Raw genomic sequence first — 17732 nt, 5'->3', positions numbered from 1 at the left:
TCAGGAGGTGAACGCCTCGTCCGTGCGTCGCTGGATCTGTTGCGGCGTCAGCTCCTCGACGGTCTGGGAGATCATCCAGAGATGGCCGAACGGGTCGGCGAGGCGGCCGCCGCGCTGCCCGTAGTGCCGGTCGGTCACGGGGTGCACCACCGTCGCCCCGCCCCGCAGCATGGACTCGGCCACGGCGTCGGCGTCGGACACCTCGAGCGCGATGATCACCGGCTGCCGCCGAGGGACGTCGGCGGCGGGTCGCCGGCGTCTGCGTCCTTGACCGCGATCGCCGCGGCGCCGAGTCGCAGCATCGCGTGCACGATCCGGCCGTCGGGTCCGGTGTACCGTTCGCTCTCCTCGGCGCCGAGCGCGTCTCGGTAGAAGTCGATGGCGCGGGCTCCGTCGGAGACCACGAGCCGTGCGTAGAGCCGGGTGACGGCAGGGTGGCCGGTGGGGTGCGGTGCGCCGGTCGTGTCGGGTTCGCCGTGTGCGTTCGTCATGCGTTCACGATCGCGGGTCCCGGGCGGCGTGGATTGTAGAAATTCGCCGGCCGGGCGGAGGCCGTCACCCGCCGAGCGGTACGTGGTTGCGTTCTCCCGGTGTGCGCGGGGCGTACGCGGTCGGAGTGATGCCGGCCAGGGCCCGGAACTCATGGATCAGATGGGCCTGGTCGTGGTAGCCGCAGTCCGCGGCGAGGGCCGCCCAGTCCGGCGGCCCGTGCCCGGCGTTCACCCGGCGCAGCAGCCGCTGGAAGCGCCGGATCCGCGCGTATCGCTTGGGTGTCAGGCCCAGCTGTCCGGTGCATCCGCGGGCCAGCCGCCCGGACGTCCAGCCGAGCCGGTCGGCGACCTCGCCGACAGGTGTGCCGCGATCGAGCAGGGCCGCGGCGAGCCGGACCGCCGGGTCGGGCTCGCAGGGGCCTCGCGCCCACTCCGCCAGGGCCGTCTCCAGCACCCGCAGCCCGGCCCGCGGGCCCCGGGCGGCCACGGCTTCCAGAAGTCGCTCGCGCAGCACCGCGCCGTCCGTGCCCCACAGTTCGCCGAGGTCCACGAGCTCGTCGCGCAGGGCGCGGACCGGGACGCCCAGGAAGGGGCGGACGCCCGCGGGACGGAACGCCACCCACAGGACGGCCCGCTGCTGCGCCGGGTCGATCACGGCCGGCTCCGAGAACGGACCGAGCACGGCCGCGCCCCGGGTACGCCGGTCCGCACCCCGCAGCGGGGACGAGGACAGGGTGTCCGCGTCGAGGTTCACCAGCAGTTGCGCCGCGCCCGTCGGCAGGGCCAGCTCGGCGGCGTGCGCGAACCGCCCCTCGGTGTAGCCCAACGCGGCGACGGACGGCACGAGGGCGGGCACCGACGGCCGCACCGTGAGCGCGACGGGTGCTTCCTCCGCCGTACGAGCCATACGCCCAGCCTACGGCCGGAGCCGGGTCCGCGAGCGAGGTGCGCTCGTCGCGACCACCATGCGGGGTCTGCAGTCGGCCACCGGGCCGACGTCACCTTCTACACCGGGTGACAGCACGGTAAATGCGTGTAATGCCCCGAATGTCTTGCCGGTGGGCGGGCACTCAGGGCATGTGCACACACAAGAGGGCAAACGACCGCGCAGGGTGCTGCTCACCGGGTGGTTCAGCTTCCGGGACAGGGAAGCGACCGCCGGGGACGTGCTGGCCCTGCGCCGGGTGGAGGACGTGCTGCGGGGGACGGGCATCCCCTACGACGTCGCCTGGAGCCCCCGCTTCCGTCCGGAGGCGTTGCATCTGGACCGGCTGTGGCCCGAGGACTACACCCACCTCGTCTTCGTGTGCGGCCCGCTGCACGGGCCGCAGATCGAGGAGCTGCACCAGCGGTTCGCGCACTGCGTGCGGATCGCCGTCGGCACCTCGGTGATCGATCCCGACAGCCGGGCCGTGACCGGCTTCCACCGGGTGCTGCCGCGGGACGGACCGGACAGCGAGCCGGTGGAGGATCTCGCGGCCCGCGCCCCGGACGTACCGGCGCGGCCCGTGGTCGGGGTGATCCTCGCACACGGGCAGCACGAGTACGGGCGGCTGCGTCGGCACGGGCAGGTCGCCGAGGAGGTGACGCGCTGGCTGGCCGGCAAGGACTGCGGCAGGCTGGAGCTGGAGACCCGGCTGGACACCCACGACTGGCATCTGAGCGCGACACCCGCGCAGTTGCAGTCGGTGCTGGCCCGGCTGGACCTGGTCGTCACCGACCGGCTGCACGGGCTGGTGATCGCACTGCGGGTGGGCACGCCGGTGCTGGCCGTCGACCCGGTCGCGGGCGGCGCCAAACTGACCGCGCAGGCCCGGGCCTGCGGCTGGCCCGCGCTGGTGCCCGCCGAGGGGCTGGACGTGCGGCAGTTGGACCGCTGGTGGGACTGGTGCCTGACCGGCGGCCGGGTGACTGCGCGGCAGATCCGCGACGGGTTCCGGGAGGGCACCGTCCCGGACAGCGCGGACCGGCTCGTCGAGGCGTTGGCGCGCCCGGTTCCCGGTTAGCCCGAGGGCCCCGCGGGGCACCCGCTTGTACGTCCCCCGCTGTACTTCCCGCCGCACGTCCCCCCGGGAGGAGAGACGGTCCGGCCGCCCGGAAGGAGAGAGCGTGTCCATCGGCCGACTTCCCGAGAATGAGCAGCGCATCCTCGATGAGATGGAACGGGCCCTGCGCCGCGACCGTCGTCTCGACCGCAAGCTGCGCACCCACCGAGTGAGCCGCCGCCCCGACCCCGCCCGCCTGCTGGCCCGTGTCGCTTCCTACCGCCCCCGCGTGTGGACCGTGGCGGTCCTGCTCGCGGTGTCGACGGGGCTGATGGTGGCCGGGATCGTGACGTCCGAGCCGGGGTTGATCTGGGCGTTCGCGGCGATATGGCCCCTGACGATGTTCGCCGGGTTCCGCCTGATGTGCCGGTGGTGCGGCAGCTGAACGCGTCCGCCGGCGGCGGCTCCCCGGCAGACGTTCCAGGCTCCGAGCACGGGCCCGGCACTGGGCCCGTCACGGGGCTGCCCGTTCACCGGCACCGGCCGTTCTCGGGCACCGGTCACGGGCACCGGCCGCTCACGGGCACCGGCCCGTCACCCGTGCTCCCCGTTCACGGGCCGGTGGTGAACGCCTGCTGGATGGGGCGCTCGTCGGCGAGGACGCGGCCCTTCGGTGGTCCGTCCAGCAGCGCCCGGGCCGCGGTCAGCAGGTCCGGGGCGACATGGTCGGCCCGGATGGTCTCCTCGGGGCGGGTGTGCCCGTTCGGAACGAGGATGCCGTGGGCGCCCGCCCGGCGCGCTGCCTCGGCGTCCGCCGCGGTGGAACCGATGACGGCGAGTTCGGCGGGCCCGGTGCACATCCGGCCACCCGCCCACAGCAGCATGCCGGGCTGTGGACTGCGGCAGTGACAGCCGTCGTCGGGGCGGTGCGGGCAGACGGCGAACACCTCGAAGGGGCCGAGGAGTTCGTCCACTCGGTGGTTGACCCGGCGCATGTCGGCGTCGGTCAGCGGCCCGCCCGCGACACCGGGCCGGCCGGTCACGACACCGGTGCGGATGCCGCGCCGCCGCAGCAGCGCGAGCGCCTCGCGTGCCCCCTCGACGGGACGTACCCGGTCGGGGTCGGCGTTGTTCGGGACGTTCTCGACGAGTGTGCCGTCGCGGTCGAACAGCACGGCCTTCACCGGGCTCACGGGGTGGCCTCCTCCTGCCAGGCGGGGGTGTGTCGGTGGCGCCAGGCACCCGCCAGCCGGTGCCAGGTCGCGGTGGGCGGGATGAGCACGCTGGTCGCGAGCATCGTCGTCACCTCGTGGCGGGTGCGCGGTCCGGGGGCGATACGGGCGCGGGCGAACTCCGCCGTGCCGGCCGCCCAGCCGAGCGCGCAGGCCGTCGCGGCCCGGCCGTGCCCGGTGGCGGCGAGGGCGCAGGCGGCGACCCCGGCGGTCGTGATGGCCGCGTGGGAGCGGATCCGTCCGCGGGGCGCGACGGCCTTGTCCCACCAGTCGGGGCCGTGCAGATGCCGCATGAGGGCGTCGTCGGCGTTGCCGCGCTGCTGGCGCACGGACGCCCAGCGTGAGGCCGAGCGCACGGGGTGGCGGGTGGTGCGGCGGCCCTGCCGGATGCGCCGGCCCGAGTCGAGCACGCGCAGCGCGAGGTCGGCGTCCTCCCGGAAGGCGCGCCGGAAGCGTTCGTCGAAGCCGCCGATCTGCTTGAGGACCTCCGTGCGGTAGGCCATGTCGGCGGTGACCCAGTGGGCGCGGACGAGTCCGGCGGTGCCGCGTTCCCAGTCGGTGGGGCGGCGTTCGCCGGGCAGCGGCACGGCGAGGACGCCTTGGACGCCCGCGGTATCGGGGGACGCCCCGGCGAGGTCCTCGGCCAGTTGCTCGCACCAGTGGGCACCCACCTGGACGTCGTCGTCGAGGAACACGGTCCACGGCGTACTCACGGCGCGCAGCCCGGTGTTGCGGGCGGCGGCGGGCCCACGACCGCCGCCGCCCAGCACGGTGGTGCGCCCACGCAGGTCCCCGAGGACGCTCAACGGATGCCGCAGGGGCCCGGGTTCGGGGTCGGTCCGGTCGTCGACCAGGACGATCTCCTCGGGGCGCGGCCCGATCGCGGCGGCGAGCGCGGCGAGACAGTCGGCGAGGGTGTCCGGCACGAGGGTGGGGATCACGACGGCGTACGAGGTCATACGGGCTGCCCTCCCTCCGGCGGCGTACGCGGACTGCCGTGCTGGCGAGTGCCGCGGTGCGGCTCCCTCAAACACCGTGTCAGACCCCGCAGGGCACACCCAGGCGACTATACATTGCATGTATACACGCAATGTATAGTCCCGGCATGCCTTCTCCGACCAAGAAGATGAAGAAAACGGGGACCGCGTTCCGAACGGCCGGAACGCTCGCGGCGACCGCCGCCCTCACCCTCGCCCTGAGCGGTTGCGCGGGGACCCGCACCACGGCTCCCAGCACCGTCCGGGCCCACCCCGCGACCGACGTGCAGCCGGCCCGCTTCGGCGCCGTGGACTGCCGCGAGGTCAAGTGCATCGCCCTCACCTTCGACGCCGGGCCGAGCGAGCACTCCGCGCGGCTGCTGGACATCCTGAAGGAGAAGCAGGTCCCGGCGACCTTCTTCCTCCTGGGCAAGAGACACATCGTGAAGTACCCGGACCTGGTGCGGCGCATGGCCGAAGAGGGCCACGAGGTGGCCAACCACACCTGGGACCACAAGATACTGACCCGGCTGGGCCCCGAGGAGATACGCGAGGAACTGGAACGCCCCAATCAGGAGATAGAACGCCTCACCGGCCGGCGCCCGACCCTCATGCGCCCGCCGCAGGGCCGCACCGACGGCACCGTCCACGAGATCTGCCGCGAACTGGGTCTGTCCGAGGTGCTGTGGACCGTGACGGCCAAGGACTACCGGACGACCGACTCCGACCTGATCACCCGCCGGGTCCTCAAGCATTCCTCCCGGGACGGGATCATCCTCCTCCACGACATCTACGACGGAACGGTGCCGGCGGTGCCCGGGATCATCGACGCGCTGAAGGAACGCGGCTACGTCTTCGTCACGGTGCCCCAGCTGCTCGCGCCGGGAAAGGCGGAGCCGGGCGAGGTGTACCGATAACTCCCCGCCGGTTCCCTACGATCGGGGGGTGGCGAACTTCCTGCTGGAACGCACCGTGCCGCTCCCCCTCGACGAGGCGTGGCGGCGGATCACACGGTGGCCGCTGCACGGCGAGGCGGTCCCGTTGACGGTGGTCAGGGTGGAGCCGCCCGGCCCGACGCGTGAGGGGTCACTCGTCGTGGCCCGCTCGGGGACCGGGCCGCTGGCCTTCGACGACCCGATGGAGGTCACGGTGTGGCAGCCGCCGCAGGACGGGACCGCGGGGGTGTGCCGTCTGGAGAAGCGGGGCCGTGTGGTGCTCGGTTGGGCCGAACTCGAGGTAAGGCCCGGGCCGGGGGGCCGTACGCGAGTGGTCTGGCGGGAGGAGATCCGGATCCGGTTCCTGCCGTCGCTCTTCGACGGCGTGGTGCGGAGCTCGTCCCGGTACGTATTCGGCCGGGCCCTGAACCGCCTGCTCAGACAGCCCTGACGAGCCGCCGCCGGTGGGACTGGTTCCCGGAGACCTCAGGCCACCGACCCGATCCGCCCGGCCGCCTTCGGCCCCGGCTCGTGGTGGATCGGCGTGTGCGCCCCGGTCAGGGAGACCCCGCTGCCGCCCCGCCGGGCGGCGACGATCTCCGACGCGATCGACAGGGCCGTCTCCTCGGGCGTACGGGCCCCGAGATCCAGGCCGATCGGTGAGTGCAGCCGGCTCAGCTCCGGTTCGGTGACGCCGACGTCCCTCAGCCGGGCGTTGCGGTCCAGGTGGGTGCGCCGGGAGCCCATGGCTCCGACGTACGCCACCGGCAGGCGCAGGGCCAGCTTCAGCAGAGGCACGTCGAACTTGGCGTCGTGGGTCAGCACGCACAGGACCGTGCGGGCGTCGACCTCCGTGCCCTCCAGGTAGCGGTGGGGCCAGTCGACCACGATCTCGTCGGCCTCCGGGAAGCGCGCCCGGGTCGCGAAGACGGGGCGCGCGTCGCACAACGTGACGCGGTAGCCGAGGAACTTGCCCATCCGGACCAGGGCGGAGGCGAAGTCGATCGCCCCGAAGACGATCATGCGGGGTGCCGGGACCGAGGACTCGACCAGGACCGTGAGGGGCGCCCCGCAGCGTGAGCCCCGCTCGCCGATCTCCAGCGTGCCGGTGCGCCCCGCGTCCAGGAAGGCCCCGGCCTCGGCGGCGACCGTGCGGTCCAGTTCCGGATGGGCGCCGAAGCCTCCCTCGCGGGACCCGTCGGGACGGACCACCAGGGCCCGGCCCGTCAGTTCGCGCGGGCCCGACACGATCCGCGCCACCGCCGCCGCCTCCCCTCGGACGGCGGCGGCGAGCGCGGACGCGACCACCGGGCGGACCGGGTCGCCGGCCCGTGCCGGGGTGACCAGGATGTCGATGACGCCGCCGCAGGTCAGGCCAACGGCGAAGGCGTCGTCGTCGCTGTACCCGAAGCGCTCCAGGACGGTTTCGCCGTCCCGCAGCGCCTGCTCGCACAGTTCGTAGACCGCGCCCTCCACGCAACCGCCGGAGACCGAGCCGATCGCCGTGCCCTCGGCGTCCACCGCGAGCGCGGCGCCGGGCTGCCGGGGTGCGCTGCCGCCGACGGCCACCACGGTGGCGACGGCGAAGTCACGGCCCTGCTCGACCCACCGGTCGAGCTCCTCGGCGATGTCCAGCATCTGTCTCGGTCTCCTTGAGGTTGCGGCCGGGGGCGGGCGTCAGTGGACGCCGAGCCAGCTCTCGATCGGGTTGAGGGCGAAGTACACGAGGAACACCGCCGTGAGGATCCACATGAAGGCGCCGATCTCACGCCCCTTGCCCTGGGCGGTCTTGATGGCGACGTAGGAGATGACGCCCGCGGCGACACCGGTGGTGATGGTGTACGTGAACGGCATCAGCACGACCGTGAGGAACACCGGGACGGCGGTGGCCCGGTCGGCCCAGTCCACGTGCCGGGCGTTCATCAGCATCATGGCGCCGATGACGACGAGGGCGGCGGACGCGACCTCCTGCGGCACGATCGCCGTGAGCGGGGTGAAGAACAGACAGGCCGCGAAGAACAGGCCCGTCACCACGGATGCCAGGCCGGTGCGGGCGCCCTCGCCGACGCCCGTGGCCGACTCGATGAACACCGTCTGGCCGGAACCGCCGGACACGCCTCCGATCGCGCCGCCGGCCCCGTCGATGAACAACGCCTTGGACAGGCCCGGCATACGGCCCTTGTCGTCGGCGAGCTCGGCCTCGGTGCCGACCCCGATGATGGTGGCCATCGCGTCGAAGAACCCGGCGAGCACCAGCGTGAAGACGATCATGCCGACCGTCATCGCGCCGACCTCGCCCCAGCCGCCGAACTGCACGTCCCCGAAGAGTGAGAAGTCGGGCATCGACACCGCGCTGCCGTGCAGTTCGGGTGCGCCGCCCGACCATTGCCTGGGGTCGATGACGCCCGCCGCGTTCAGGATCGCCGCGACGACCGTGCCGCTGACGATGCCGATGAGGATGGCTCCGGGGATGTTCCGGGCCTGGAGCATGAAGATCAGCAGCAGGGTCCCGGCGAACAGCAGCACGGGCCAGCCGGACAGTTCACCCGCCGGGCCGAGCGCGAGCGGCGTGGCCTTGCCCTGGTGCACGAAGCCCGACTTGTAGAAACCGATGAGGGCGATGAACAGGCCGATGCCCATGGTGATGCCGTGCTTGAGCGCGAGCGGAATCGCATTCATGATCATCTCGCGCAGGCCGGTGACGACCAGCAGCATGATGACCACGCCGTACATCACGCACATGCCCATCGCCTGCGGCCAGGTCATCTCGGGTGCGACCTGGGAGGCGAGGACTCCGGAGACCGAGAGGCCGGCGGCGAGGGCCAGGGGGACCTTGCCGACGAAGCCCATCAGCAGGGTGGTGAAGGCCGCCGCGAAGGCGGTCGCGGTGATCAGGGCCGGCTGGGCGAGCGTGGCCCCGGCCGCGTCCTTTCCGGACAGGATCAGGGGGTTGAGCAGGAGGATGTACGCCATCGCCATGAAGGTCGTGATGCCGCCGCGCACTTCACGGGCGACGGTGGACCCTCTGTGGGATATGTGGAAGTACCTGTCCAGCCAGGACCGTCCCGCCGGGACGCGGGTGCCTTCGCCCGCGTCGTCGGCTGTGGCCCTCGGCTCCAGGGATTGCTGGGTCATGGGTGCCGTCTCCCAAGTTTCAAAGGGGGTTGGGATGTTCACGACCCGGGGGACGGCCCGAGACGAACAAGGGACCTGGGGGGCGAAGCCCCCCAGGGGATCGTGACTGCTCAGCCCTCGGAGAGCTGGGTACCCGTCAGGTGCTCGGGCCTCACCGGGGTCCGGTTCAGCTCGAGCCCGGTCGCGTCGCGGATCGCCGCGAGGACGGCCGGGGTCGACGACAGGGTCGGTGCCTCGCCGATGCCGCGCAGCCCGTACGGGGCGTGCTCGTCGGCGAGTTCGAGGACGTCGACCGGGATGGTCGGCGTGTCGAGGATGGTCGGGATCAGGTAGTCGGTGAAGGAGGGGTTCCTCACCTTCGCCGTCTTCGGGTCGACGACGATCTCCTCCATGACCGCCACGCCCAGGCCCTGCGTGGTGCCGCCCTGGATCTGGCCGAGCACCGACAGCGGGTTGAGCGCCTTGCCGACGTCCTGGGCGCAGGCCAACTCGATGACCTTGACCAGGCCGAGCTCGGTGTCGACCTCGACGACGGCCCGGTGTGCGGCGAAGGAGTACTGGACGTGCCCGTTGCCCTGCCCGGTGCGCAGGTCGAACGGCTCGGTCGGCCGGTGCCGCCACTCCGCCTCGACCTCGACGGTCTCGCCCTCCAGCACGTCGGCCAGGTCGGAGAGGACCTCGCCGCCGTCGGTGACGACCTTGCCGCCCTCCAGGAGCAGTTCGGCCGTCGCCCAGGCCGGGTGGTAGGAGCCGAACTTGCGGCGCCCGATCTCCAGGACCTTCTCGCGGACCAGCTCGCAGGAGTTCTTCACCGCACCGCCGGTGACGTACGTCTGCCGGGAGGCCGACGTGGAACCGGCGCTGCCCACCTGGGTGTCGGCCGGGTGGATGGTCACCTGGGTGACGCCCAGCTCGGTGCGGGCGATCTGCGCGTGGACGGTGACGCCGCCCTGGCCGACCTCCGCCATGGCGGTGTGCACGGTGGCGACCGGCTCGCCGGCGACGACCTCCATGCGGACCTTGGCGGTGGAGTAGTCGTCGAACCCCTCGGAGAAGCCGACGTTCTTGATGCCGACCGCGTAGCCGACTCCGCGGACCACGCCTTCGCCGTGCGTGGTGTTGGACAGGCCGCCCGGCAGCTGCCGTACGTCGGCGCCCTCGCTGGACTCCCACTGGCGCTCCGGCGGCATCGGCATCGCCTTGACGCGGCGCAGCAGTTCGGCGACGGGGGCCGGGGAGTCGACGGGCTGCCCGGTCGGCAGGAGCGTGCCCTGCTCCATGGCGTTGAGCCGGCGGAACTCCACCGGGTCCATGCCGAGCTTCGCGGCCAGCTTGTCCATCTGCGCCTCGTAGGCGAAGCAGGCCTGGACCGCGCCGAAGCCGCGCATCGCGCCGCAGGGCGGGTTGTTGGTGTAGAGGGCGATGGCCTCGATGTCCACGTCCTCGACCACGTACGGGCCGACGGACAGGGAGGAGGCGTTGCCGACGACGGCCGGGGAGGCGGAGGCGTAGGCACCGCCGTCCAGGACGATCCGGCACTTCATGTGGGTGAGCCTGCCGTCCTTGGTGGCCCCGTGCTCGTAGTGCAGCTTGGCGGGGTGGCGGTGGACGTGCCCGAAGAACGACTCGAACCGGTTGTAGACGATCTTGACGGGCTTGCCGGTGCGCAGGGCCAGCAGGCAGGCGTGGATCTGCATCGACAGGTCCTCGCGGCCGCCGAACGCGCCGCCGACGCCGGAGAGCGTCATCCGCACCTTGTCCTCGGGCAGGCCGAGCACGGGCGCGATCTGGCGCAGGTCGCTGTGCAGCCACTGGGTGGCGATGTAGAGGTGGACTCCGCCGTCCTCCTCCGGCACGGCGAGGCCGGACTCGGGGCCGAGGAAGGCCTGGTCCTGCATGCCGAAGGTGTACTCGCCGGTGACGATCACGTCGGCCCGCTCGCGGGCCGAGGCCACGTCACCGCGGACGATCGGCTGGCGGTGCACGATGTTGGGGTGCGGGACGTGACCGGCGTGGTGGTCGTCGCGGTTCTCGTGGATCAGGATCGCGTCCGGGGCGGTCGCGGAGGCCTCGTCGGTGACGACGGGCAGCTCACGGTAGTCGACCTTGATCTTCGCGGCGGCCCGGCGTGCGGTCTCCGGGTGGTCGGCGGCGACGAGTGCGACCGGCTCGCCGTGGTGGCGGACCTTGCCGTGGGCGAGGACGGGGGTGTCCTGGATCTCCAGGCCGTAGTTCTTCACGTCGGTGGGCAGGTCGTCGTACGTCAGCACGGCGTAGACGCCCGGCATGGCCAGGGCCTCGCCCGTGTCGATGGACACGATCTCGGCGTGCGCGACGGTCGAGCGGAGGATCTGCCCCCACAGCATGTCCTCGTGCCACATGTCGGACGAGTACGCGAACTCGCCGGTGACCTTGAGGGTGCCGTCGGGGCGGAGCGTGGACTCGCCGATGCCGCCCTTGGTCTGGGAGCCCTGGGTGATCTTCGTGGGGGTTCCGCTGGGGGAAGCCATGATCAGACCGCCTCTGACTGCCGGGCGGCCGCGAGGCGGACCGCGTCCATGATCTTCTCGTAGCCGGTGCAGCGGCACAGGTTGCCCGACAGCGCCTCGCGGATGTCCGCGTCGCTCGGGGTGGGATTGCGCTCCAGCATCTCGTCGGCGGCGACCAGCAGGCCGGGGGTGCAGAAGCCGCACTGCACGGCGCCGGCGTCGATGAACGCCTGCTGGATCGGGGACAGCTCGGTGCCCTCGCCGGTCTGCGAATCGGTGCCCCCGGCGTCCCATTCCCGGGCGCTCTGCAACGACGTACCGCAGGCACCGCCGGCGCAGCCGCCGCCCTCGGCGCGCTGCTTGGCGAAGTCGGCGAGCCCCTCGACGGTGACGACCTCGCGGCCCTCCACCTGTCCGGCGGCGACCAGGCACGCGCACACCGGCACGCCGTCCAGACGGACCGTGCACGAGCCGCACTCGCCCTGCTCGCAGGCGTTCTTCGAACCCGGCAGCCCGAGCCGCTCCCTCAGCACGTACAGCAGGGACTCGCCCTCCCACACGTCGTCGGCTTCCTGAGGACGGCCGTTGACCGTGAAGTTGACGCGCATCACGCAGCTCCCTCGGTAATGCGGCGGGCGCCGCGGTAGGACTCCCAGGTCCAGGTCAGCGTGCGGCGGGCCATGACGCCGACCGCGTGGCGGCGGTAGCTCGCGGTGCCCCGGACGTCGTCGATCGGGTTGCAGGCGGCGGAGCACAGGTCCGCGAACTGCTTGGCGACCGACGGGGTGACGATCTTTCCGTTGTCCCAGAAGCCGCCCTCCTCCAGCGCGGCGTTCAGGAACTCCTCGGCGGCCTTGGCCCGGACGGGTGTCGGGGCGGCCGAACCGATCCCGGTCCGCACGGTCCGGGTCTCGGGGTGCAGCGCGAGCCCGAAGGCGCACACGGCGATGACCATCGCGTTCCTGGTGCCCACCTTGGAGAACTGCTGCGGCCCGTCGGCCTTCTTCACATGCACGGCGCGAATCAGCTCGTCGGCCGCGAGCGCGTTGCGCTTCACGCCGGTGTAGAACGCGTCGATCGGAATGAGTCGGCTCCCGCGCACCGACTCCACCTCCACCTCGGCGCCCGCGGCGAGCAGCGCGGGGTGCGCGTCGCCGGCCGGGGAGGCGGTGCCGAGGTTGCCGCCCACGCCGCCGCGGTTGCGGATCTGCGGGGAGGCGACCGTGTGCGAGGCGAGAGCGAGACCCGGCAGCTCGGCGCGCAGGTTCTCCATGATCTTCGTGTACGGCACGGAGGCCCCGAGCCGCACGCTCTCCTCGCCGACCTCCCACTCGGAGAGGTCGCCGATGCGGTTCAGGTCCAAGAGGTACTCGGGCCGGCGGTGGTCGAAGTTGATCTCGACCATCACGTCGGTGCCACCCGCAATCGGCACAGCTGTGGGGTGCTCGGCTTTCGCTGCGAGCGCCTCCTCCCAGCTGGCGGGGCGAAGGAAGTCCATGACCGGCTCTCTTCTTCGTCTTCTCGTGGGGCGTTCAGATTGAGCCAATCCGTGTGCGGCGGTCCCGGCTCGTTCATGTGCTGTTAACGCGTAGTGGCCTCAGTACACAGCGCGTTGCGCCAAGCGAGTCAGTCACGGAAACCATGAAGGGTTTGGCTGGCCAGGACAGGCATCTTGTAGATTCGTATGAACGGAGGCCCGTGGAAACCTCCTCGTTCTCCTGTGGAAACACGCGATACGACCGCGTGACCTGGAACACAGCCGGGGCAGGGCTTGATTTCGAGACAAAGAACGGCGGCGACGAGAATGCGGCTGCGCGCACTGCTGGACACCGATGCGCTGGGCCTCAAGCTGCTCGGCGGCGAGGACGAGCTGGACCGCACCGTCCGGGGTGTGATGACCACCGACCTGCGTGACCCCAGCCGCTACCTCGCGGGCGGCGAACTGGTGCTCACGGGCCTGGCCTGGCGCCGGGACGCAGGCGACTCGGAGCCGTTCGTGCGGATCCTGGTGCAGGCGGGGGTGACGGCCCTCGCCGCGGGCGAGGCCGAGCTCGGTGACGTGCCGGAGGACCTGGTGGTGGCCTGCGCCCGGCATCGTCTGCCGCTCTTCGCGGTGCACGAGTCGGTGGCCTTCGCGACGATCACCGAGCACGTCGTACGGCAGGTCTCCGGCGAGCGCGCCGGTGACCTCGCGGCGGTGGTCGACCGCCACCGCCGCATGATGACGGCGGGCCCGGCGGGCGGCCCCGACGTGGTCCTGGACCTGCTCGGCACGGACCTGGACCTGCGGGCCTGGGTCCTCTCCCCCACCGGCCGCCTGATCGCGGGCTCGAAGGCGACGGGCCCCGCCCTGCCGTCCGAGGCGTGCGCCCGGCTCGCCGGGGAACACCTGGCCGCCACCCGGACGGGCCGCCGCGCCCCCCACCGCGTCGCCCTGGGCCCCACGACGTACTCCCTGTTCCCGGTCCGCTCCGCGGGCCGTTCCCCGCAGCCCGCCCGGGACGTCCGCGAGACGGTCCTGGCGGACTGGCTGCTGGCCGTGGAGGCGGACGCCGGGGACTGGCCCGAGGAGCGGCTGGATCTGCTCCACGGCGTCACGCAGCTCATCGCCGTCGAACGGGACCGGCGCGACGCGGCCCGCACGGTCCGCCGCCGGCTGGCCCAGGAGGTCCTGGAACTGGTCCAGGCGGGCGCGGCGCCCGCCGAGATCGCCGCCCGCCTGCGCGTGGCCGCGCCGGTACTGCTGCCCGGTCTGGGCTCCGCGCCGCACTGGCAGGTGGTCGTGGCCCGCGTCGACTGGGAGGGCGAGGGGATCGAGGGCGGCCCGGTGGCGCAGGCCCTGCTGGAGGAGGTCCTCGTCGACCCCGCGGTCGCCGGGCCGGAGCACTCCGACCGCATCGCGGTGGCCCACACCGGTGACGAGGCCATCGCCCTGGTCCCGCTCCCCGCCGTCTCCACGGAGCACGACGGACCGGAGCCGGGCGTCCTCGCGGACACACTCCTGGCCTCGGTACGGGAACCCCTCACGGCGGGCCTCGACGGCGACGGCCGGCTCACCCTGGGCGTCAGTGCGGCGGTCCACTCGGCGGAGGGGCTGCGCGGCGCGCTGGAGGAGGCCCGCCACGCCCGGCGCGTCGCCGCGGCCCGCCCGGGCCGGGTCTGCGCGGCGGGCCACCAGGAACTGGCCTCGCACGTCCTGCTGCTGCCCTTCGTCCCGGACGACGTCCGCCGCGCCTTCACGGCCCGCCTCCTGGACCCCCTGCGCGAATACGACCGGCGCCACCGCGCCGAGCTGATCCCCACCCTGGAGGCCTTCCTCGACTGCGACGGCTCCTGGACCCGCTGTGCCACCCGTCTGCACCTGCACGTCAACACGCTGCGCTACCGGGTCGGCCGAATCGAGCAGTTGACGAGTCGTGACCTGTCACGCCTCGAGGACAAGCTGGACTTCTTCCTGGCACTGCGGATGAGCTGATACGCGGGGTGTCCCGGGGGCAAACCCGCGGCACCCCGGGATCCCACGACTTTGTGAAATCCTTCACCCACCCTCTTGGCCCGGCCCGCCGATTCGTGCTGAGATGCCGCCACCACTCAACAGCTCGATGGCGTGCTCGGGGAGGGCAACGTGGCGCATACCGCCATGTCTGGTAACGGAACGACCGCCGGTGACGATCCCCTCCAGACCGCGGTATGGCGGCTGCGCTCACGCGGGTGCTGGGCCGACGCGGCCGCCCTGCTCCTGCCGGCCACGCCGGCGGCGGCGCTGCAACGCGCGTCGCTCCTGGTGGAACGGTGTCTGTACACCGAGCAGGGCTGGGAGGAGGCCGAGGACGCGCTGCGCACGGCCGAGGCGATGGCCCACAGCGACGACGAGCGGGGCGCGGCCGCTTGTGAACGCGGTTACTTGGCCTACGCGGCGACACTGCTCGCGGTACGCGACCGGGCCGACGAGGCACGGGCCGCGCTCGGCCGGGCGGCGGCACTGCTCCCTCCGGGGGCTCCCGCACGGGCGCTGCTGGACTTCCGCCGCGGGCTGCTGGCGGAGAACCTGACGAGTGCCCCCCAGGCCGCCCGCGCCGCCTACCGCCGGGCCCACGCGGGCGCGACGGCGCACTCCGACCCGCTGCTGCTGTCGTTCACCTGGCGCCACTTGGCCGGACTCGCCCTGCGCGAAGGGGAGTTGGCGGAGGCACGGCACGGATTCACAGAGTCGCTGCGGCTCCGGGAGGAGCTGGGCTATCTCGTCGGCACGGCCCCGGCGCTGGTGTCCCTCGCCGACGCGGAGACGGAGCCGGAGGCGTCGCGGCTGCGTGAGGAGGCGAGGCGGTTGTTCCGGCTGCTCGGCGGCGTACCGACGTGGCTGTCCCGCCAGTTGGCCCCGCCGGTACCGCCGGCTGCGACGGCTTAGGGGCTCGGCGTTACCGGGCGGGGCGGGCGGACGGTGATCCGGCCCGCCTCCGGCGCGAGGACGAACACCCCCGGCACGGGCCCGGCCCACCCCTGCGAGAACGCGGGGTCGCGCACGCCGCCGCTCAGCCGAGGGCACCCGCCCCGGCGAAGTGCTCCCCCACCAGCGCCCTGACCACAGCCAGGTCCCGTGCGGCCAGCGCGTCCAGCAACGCCGTGTGCTCGTGTGCGTCCGCCAGCAGATCGGCCCGCGCCCGCACCCCGCGGCCGCTCCCGACCAACGGCCACTGCGCCCTGCGGTGCAGGTCCTCCGCGATCTGCACCAGCTGCGCGTTGCCCGACAGGGACAGCACGGCCCGATGGAACCCCCGGTCGGTCTCCGCATAGGTGGCGCGGCAGCCCGAGGACGCCGCGCGGACCGTCGCCTCGGCGAGCGGGCGCAGCTCGGCCCAGCGCTCGGCGGGAACGGTGCGGGCCAGCCGCAGCATCACCGGGACTTCGATCAGCGCCCGGACCTCGGCCAGTTCCGCCAGTTCCCGAACCCCCCGCTCGACCACCCGGAACCCGCGGTTGGGGACGACCTCGACGGCGCCTTCGAGGGCCAGTTGCTGCATGGCCTCCCGGACCGGCGTCGCCGAGACCCCGAACCGCTCGCCGAGCACCGGCGCCGAGTACACCTCTCCGGGCCGCAGATCCCCCGCCACCAGCGCGGCGCGCAACGCGTCCAGGATCTGCCCGCGCACCGAGGCCCGCTGCACCACGGGCCGCGCCCGCGGAGCGACCGGCGCGGCCGGCTCGCTGTGCGTGTGCTCCCCGCGCACCTCCCCGGCCTGCCGCGGCACCCGCGCGGACCCGGCCGGTTTCCCGGCCGCCGCTGCCGCCGGTGACGTCGGTGCCGAAGCCGGCAGCGACGGCGAAGCCGATGCCGCCGCGGCCGCCCACGGAGTCCCCGTGTCCGCAGAGCCCTGCGTTCCCTGCCTCACGGGCCCTCCTCCGGACGTATCGGTACTTGCGGTCATTACGGCGGGTTGTTACTCGTCCGTCAAGCACCATAAGCGCCGAAGCCCCCAGTTCAAATCCCCGTTCGACTTCCGGCGATCATGGGTAAGGTTAGGCTTACCTTCAATAGCTCCGTTTCTCCCGTCGGATCGGTGATCACATGCCTGCGCCCGTCTCGGCCGTCTCCGGCGCCTACGCCCGTCTGGCCGAAGTCCTGCCGGGCCTCGTCGTCACCGAACTGGACGCGACGGACGAGACCCCACGCGGCGACGGCTGGGCGGTCGCCGCCGACCTCGCAGCCGCCGGCCCCGCCCTGGACCGCTTCCTGGCGTGGGACGTGGACCAGATCCGGCGTGACTACGACCGGCAGGCCCGCCCCGACGTCGTCGCCGGCTTCGGGCTGCACCGCTACGCATGGCCCGCCTGCCTCCTGATCACCGTGCCGTGGTTCCTGCACCGCCGGGTCCCCCGCTACCCCGTGACGCATGTCTCCTACGACCGCACCGCCCCGGGCCGTGCCCTCGGGCACCTGGCAGTCCGCCCCGCCGGCTTCGCCTGCCTGCCCGGCGACGAGGCGGCCGCACTGCCCGGTGCCCGGGTCGTCCCGGACGAGGAGGCGCTGCGGGCGGAGGTGCGGTCGGCGGTCGCCGAGCACCTGGAGCCGGTACTGACCGGCTTCGGCCCCCGGATGCGCCGACGCGGGCGCGCCCTGTGGGGCATGGCGACCGACGAGATCGTCGAAGGGCTGTGGTACGTGGCCCAGTTGCTCGGCGAGACCGAGGAGCGCCGCGCGATGCGCGAACTGGAGCTGCTGCTGCCGGGCACGGCCAAGCCGTACGTCGGCACGGCGGCGTTCCGGGAGCTGACCGGCCCCGGCGGCGAGCCGCTGCTCACCCGGGACCGCGCGAGTTGCTGCATGTTCTACACACTGCGGCCGGAGGACACCTGCACCACCTGCCCGCGCACCTGCGACACGGAACGCGTCACCAAGCTGCTGGCCACGGTCGGTTGACGCACCCGCGGCGCCGAGCCCCCGGGCCGCTCCGTGAGTTCGTCGCGAAACACACACCCGCACGTCCGCG

At 72.9% G+C, this 17732-nt stretch carries 18 protein-coding genes; 7 read left to right on the top strand and 11 right to left on the bottom strand.

Features of this window, described 5'->3' with window-relative positions:
- The 3 genes from ACIQU3_RS34580 to ACIQU3_RS34570 all read right to left on the bottom strand — a co-directional run bounded on the left by ACIQU3_RS34580 (position 1) and on the right by ACIQU3_RS34570 (position 1398).
- Positions 1-219, bottom strand: a complete 219-nt coding sequence (locus ACIQU3_RS34580; protein ID WP_403929579.1) for a VOC family protein — start codon at positions 217-219, stop codon at positions 1-3.
- Positions 216-491 carry a VOC family protein gene (locus tag ACIQU3_RS34575; protein ID WP_403929576.1) on the bottom strand — a complete coding sequence of 92 codons (276 nt, stop codon included), beginning with the start codon at positions 489-491 and terminating at the stop codon, positions 216-218. Before ACIQU3_RS34575 ends, ACIQU3_RS34580 begins: the two co-directional genes overlap by 4 nt.
- A gap of 64 nt (positions 492-555) precedes the next feature.
- A complete protein-coding gene (locus ACIQU3_RS34570; protein WP_403929573.1) occupies positions 556-1398 on the bottom strand; it encodes a helix-turn-helix domain-containing protein in 843 nt (280 codons plus the stop codon).
- A gap of 172 nt (positions 1399-1570) precedes the next feature.
- Between ACIQU3_RS34570 and ACIQU3_RS34565 the strand changes: the two genes are divergently transcribed.
- Positions 1571-2497: a polysaccharide pyruvyl transferase family protein gene (locus ACIQU3_RS34565; RefSeq protein WP_403929570.1), complete on the top strand. Its 927-nt coding sequence runs from the start codon at positions 1571-1573 to the stop codon at positions 2495-2497.
- A 103-nt stretch (positions 2498-2600) separates the two neighbouring features.
- Entirely contained in the window at positions 2601-2921 is a 321-nt protein-coding gene (locus ACIQU3_RS34560; RefSeq protein ID WP_403739562.1) for a DUF3040 domain-containing protein, read from the top strand.
- Positions 2922-3087: 166 nt separating this feature from the next.
- Here ACIQU3_RS34560 and ACIQU3_RS34555 read toward each other — a convergent pair whose 3' ends face one another.
- Complete coding sequence (locus tag ACIQU3_RS34555; protein WP_403929567.1) at positions 3088-3669, bottom strand: HAD-IIIA family hydrolase; 582 nt, start codon at positions 3667-3669, stop codon at positions 3088-3090.
- Positions 3666-4667: a glycosyltransferase family 2 protein gene (locus ACIQU3_RS34550; protein ID WP_403739566.1), complete on the bottom strand. Its 1002-nt coding sequence runs from the start codon at positions 4665-4667 to the stop codon at positions 3666-3668. The genes ACIQU3_RS34555 and ACIQU3_RS34550 overlap by 4 nt, the downstream gene beginning before the upstream one ends.
- Before the next feature lie 146 nt (positions 4668-4813).
- Here ACIQU3_RS34550 and ACIQU3_RS34545 point away from each other — a divergent pair, with 146 nt between their 5' ends.
- Both ACIQU3_RS34545 and ACIQU3_RS34540 read left to right on the top strand, forming a co-directional pair.
- Positions 4814-5602, top strand: a complete 789-nt coding sequence (locus ACIQU3_RS34545) for a polysaccharide deacetylase family protein (RefSeq protein WP_403739569.1) — start codon at positions 4814-4816, stop codon at positions 5600-5602.
- 28 nt (positions 5603-5630) lie between these two features.
- The gene (locus ACIQU3_RS34540; RefSeq protein ID WP_403739573.1) at positions 5631-6071 is read left to right on the top strand and encodes an SRPBCC family protein; all 441 of its coding nucleotides are present in this window, start codon (positions 5631-5633) and stop codon (positions 6069-6071) included.
- Positions 6072-6106: 35 nt separating this feature from the next.
- Here the strand turns inward: ACIQU3_RS34540 and ACIQU3_RS34535 are convergent, their stop codons facing one another.
- The 5 genes from ACIQU3_RS34535 to ACIQU3_RS34515 all read right to left on the bottom strand — a co-directional run bounded on the left by ACIQU3_RS34535 (position 6107) and on the right by ACIQU3_RS34515 (position 12742).
- Complete coding sequence (locus ACIQU3_RS34535) at positions 6107-7258, bottom strand: XdhC family protein (RefSeq protein ID WP_403929564.1); 1152 nt, start codon at positions 7256-7258, stop codon at positions 6107-6109.
- A gap of 39 nt (positions 7259-7297) precedes the next feature.
- Positions 7298-8755, bottom strand: coding sequence for an NCS2 family permease (locus tag ACIQU3_RS34530; RefSeq protein WP_403929562.1), 1458 nt, complete (start codon positions 8753-8755; stop codon positions 7298-7300).
- A gap of 110 nt (positions 8756-8865) precedes the next feature.
- Positions 8866-11265 carry a xanthine dehydrogenase family protein molybdopterin-binding subunit gene (locus ACIQU3_RS34525; RefSeq protein WP_403929559.1) on the bottom strand — a complete coding sequence of 800 codons (2400 nt, stop codon included), beginning with the start codon at positions 11263-11265 and terminating at the stop codon, positions 8866-8868.
- Positions 11266-11267: 2 nt separating this feature from the next.
- On the bottom strand, positions 11268-11852 hold the full coding sequence (locus ACIQU3_RS34520) for a (2Fe-2S)-binding protein (protein ID WP_403929556.1): 585 nt from the start codon (positions 11850-11852) through the stop codon (positions 11268-11270).
- A complete protein-coding gene (locus tag ACIQU3_RS34515) occupies positions 11852-12742 on the bottom strand; it encodes an FAD binding domain-containing protein (RefSeq protein WP_403739588.1) in 891 nt (296 codons plus the stop codon). Before ACIQU3_RS34515 ends, ACIQU3_RS34520 begins: the two co-directional genes overlap by 1 nt.
- A 306-nt stretch (positions 12743-13048) precedes the next feature.
- On the opposite strand from ACIQU3_RS34515, the gene ACIQU3_RS34510 reads away from it, so the two are divergent.
- Positions 13049-14719, top strand: coding sequence for a PucR family transcriptional regulator (locus ACIQU3_RS34510; protein ID WP_403739591.1), 1671 nt, complete (start codon positions 13049-13051; stop codon positions 14717-14719).
- A 165-nt stretch (positions 14720-14884) separates the two neighbouring features.
- Positions 14885-15652 (top strand): hypothetical protein, encoded by a 768-nt coding sequence (locus ACIQU3_RS34505; protein WP_403739594.1) that lies wholly within the window; start codon positions 14885-14887, stop codon positions 15650-15652.
- Positions 15653-15776: 124 nt separating this feature from the next.
- Here ACIQU3_RS34505 and ACIQU3_RS34500 read toward each other — a convergent pair whose 3' ends face one another.
- On the bottom strand, positions 15777-16634 hold the full coding sequence (locus tag ACIQU3_RS34500; RefSeq protein WP_403929553.1) for a GntR family transcriptional regulator: 858 nt from the start codon (positions 16632-16634) through the stop codon (positions 15777-15779).
- Positions 16635-16810: 176 nt separating this feature from the next.
- Between ACIQU3_RS34500 and ACIQU3_RS34495 the strand changes: the two genes are divergently transcribed.
- Positions 16811-17662, top strand: a complete 852-nt coding sequence (locus ACIQU3_RS34495) for a (2Fe-2S)-binding protein (RefSeq protein ID WP_403739600.1) — start codon at positions 16811-16813, stop codon at positions 17660-17662.
- Positions 17663-17732 lie beyond the last annotated feature (70 nt).

The sequence above is a fragment of the Streptomyces sp. NPDC101110 genome, assembly GCF_044759525.1.
Taxonomy (GTDB): domain Bacteria; phylum Actinomycetota; class Actinomycetes; order Streptomycetales; family Streptomycetaceae; genus Streptomyces.
This window is presented reverse-complemented; position numbering and strand designations above follow the sequence as displayed.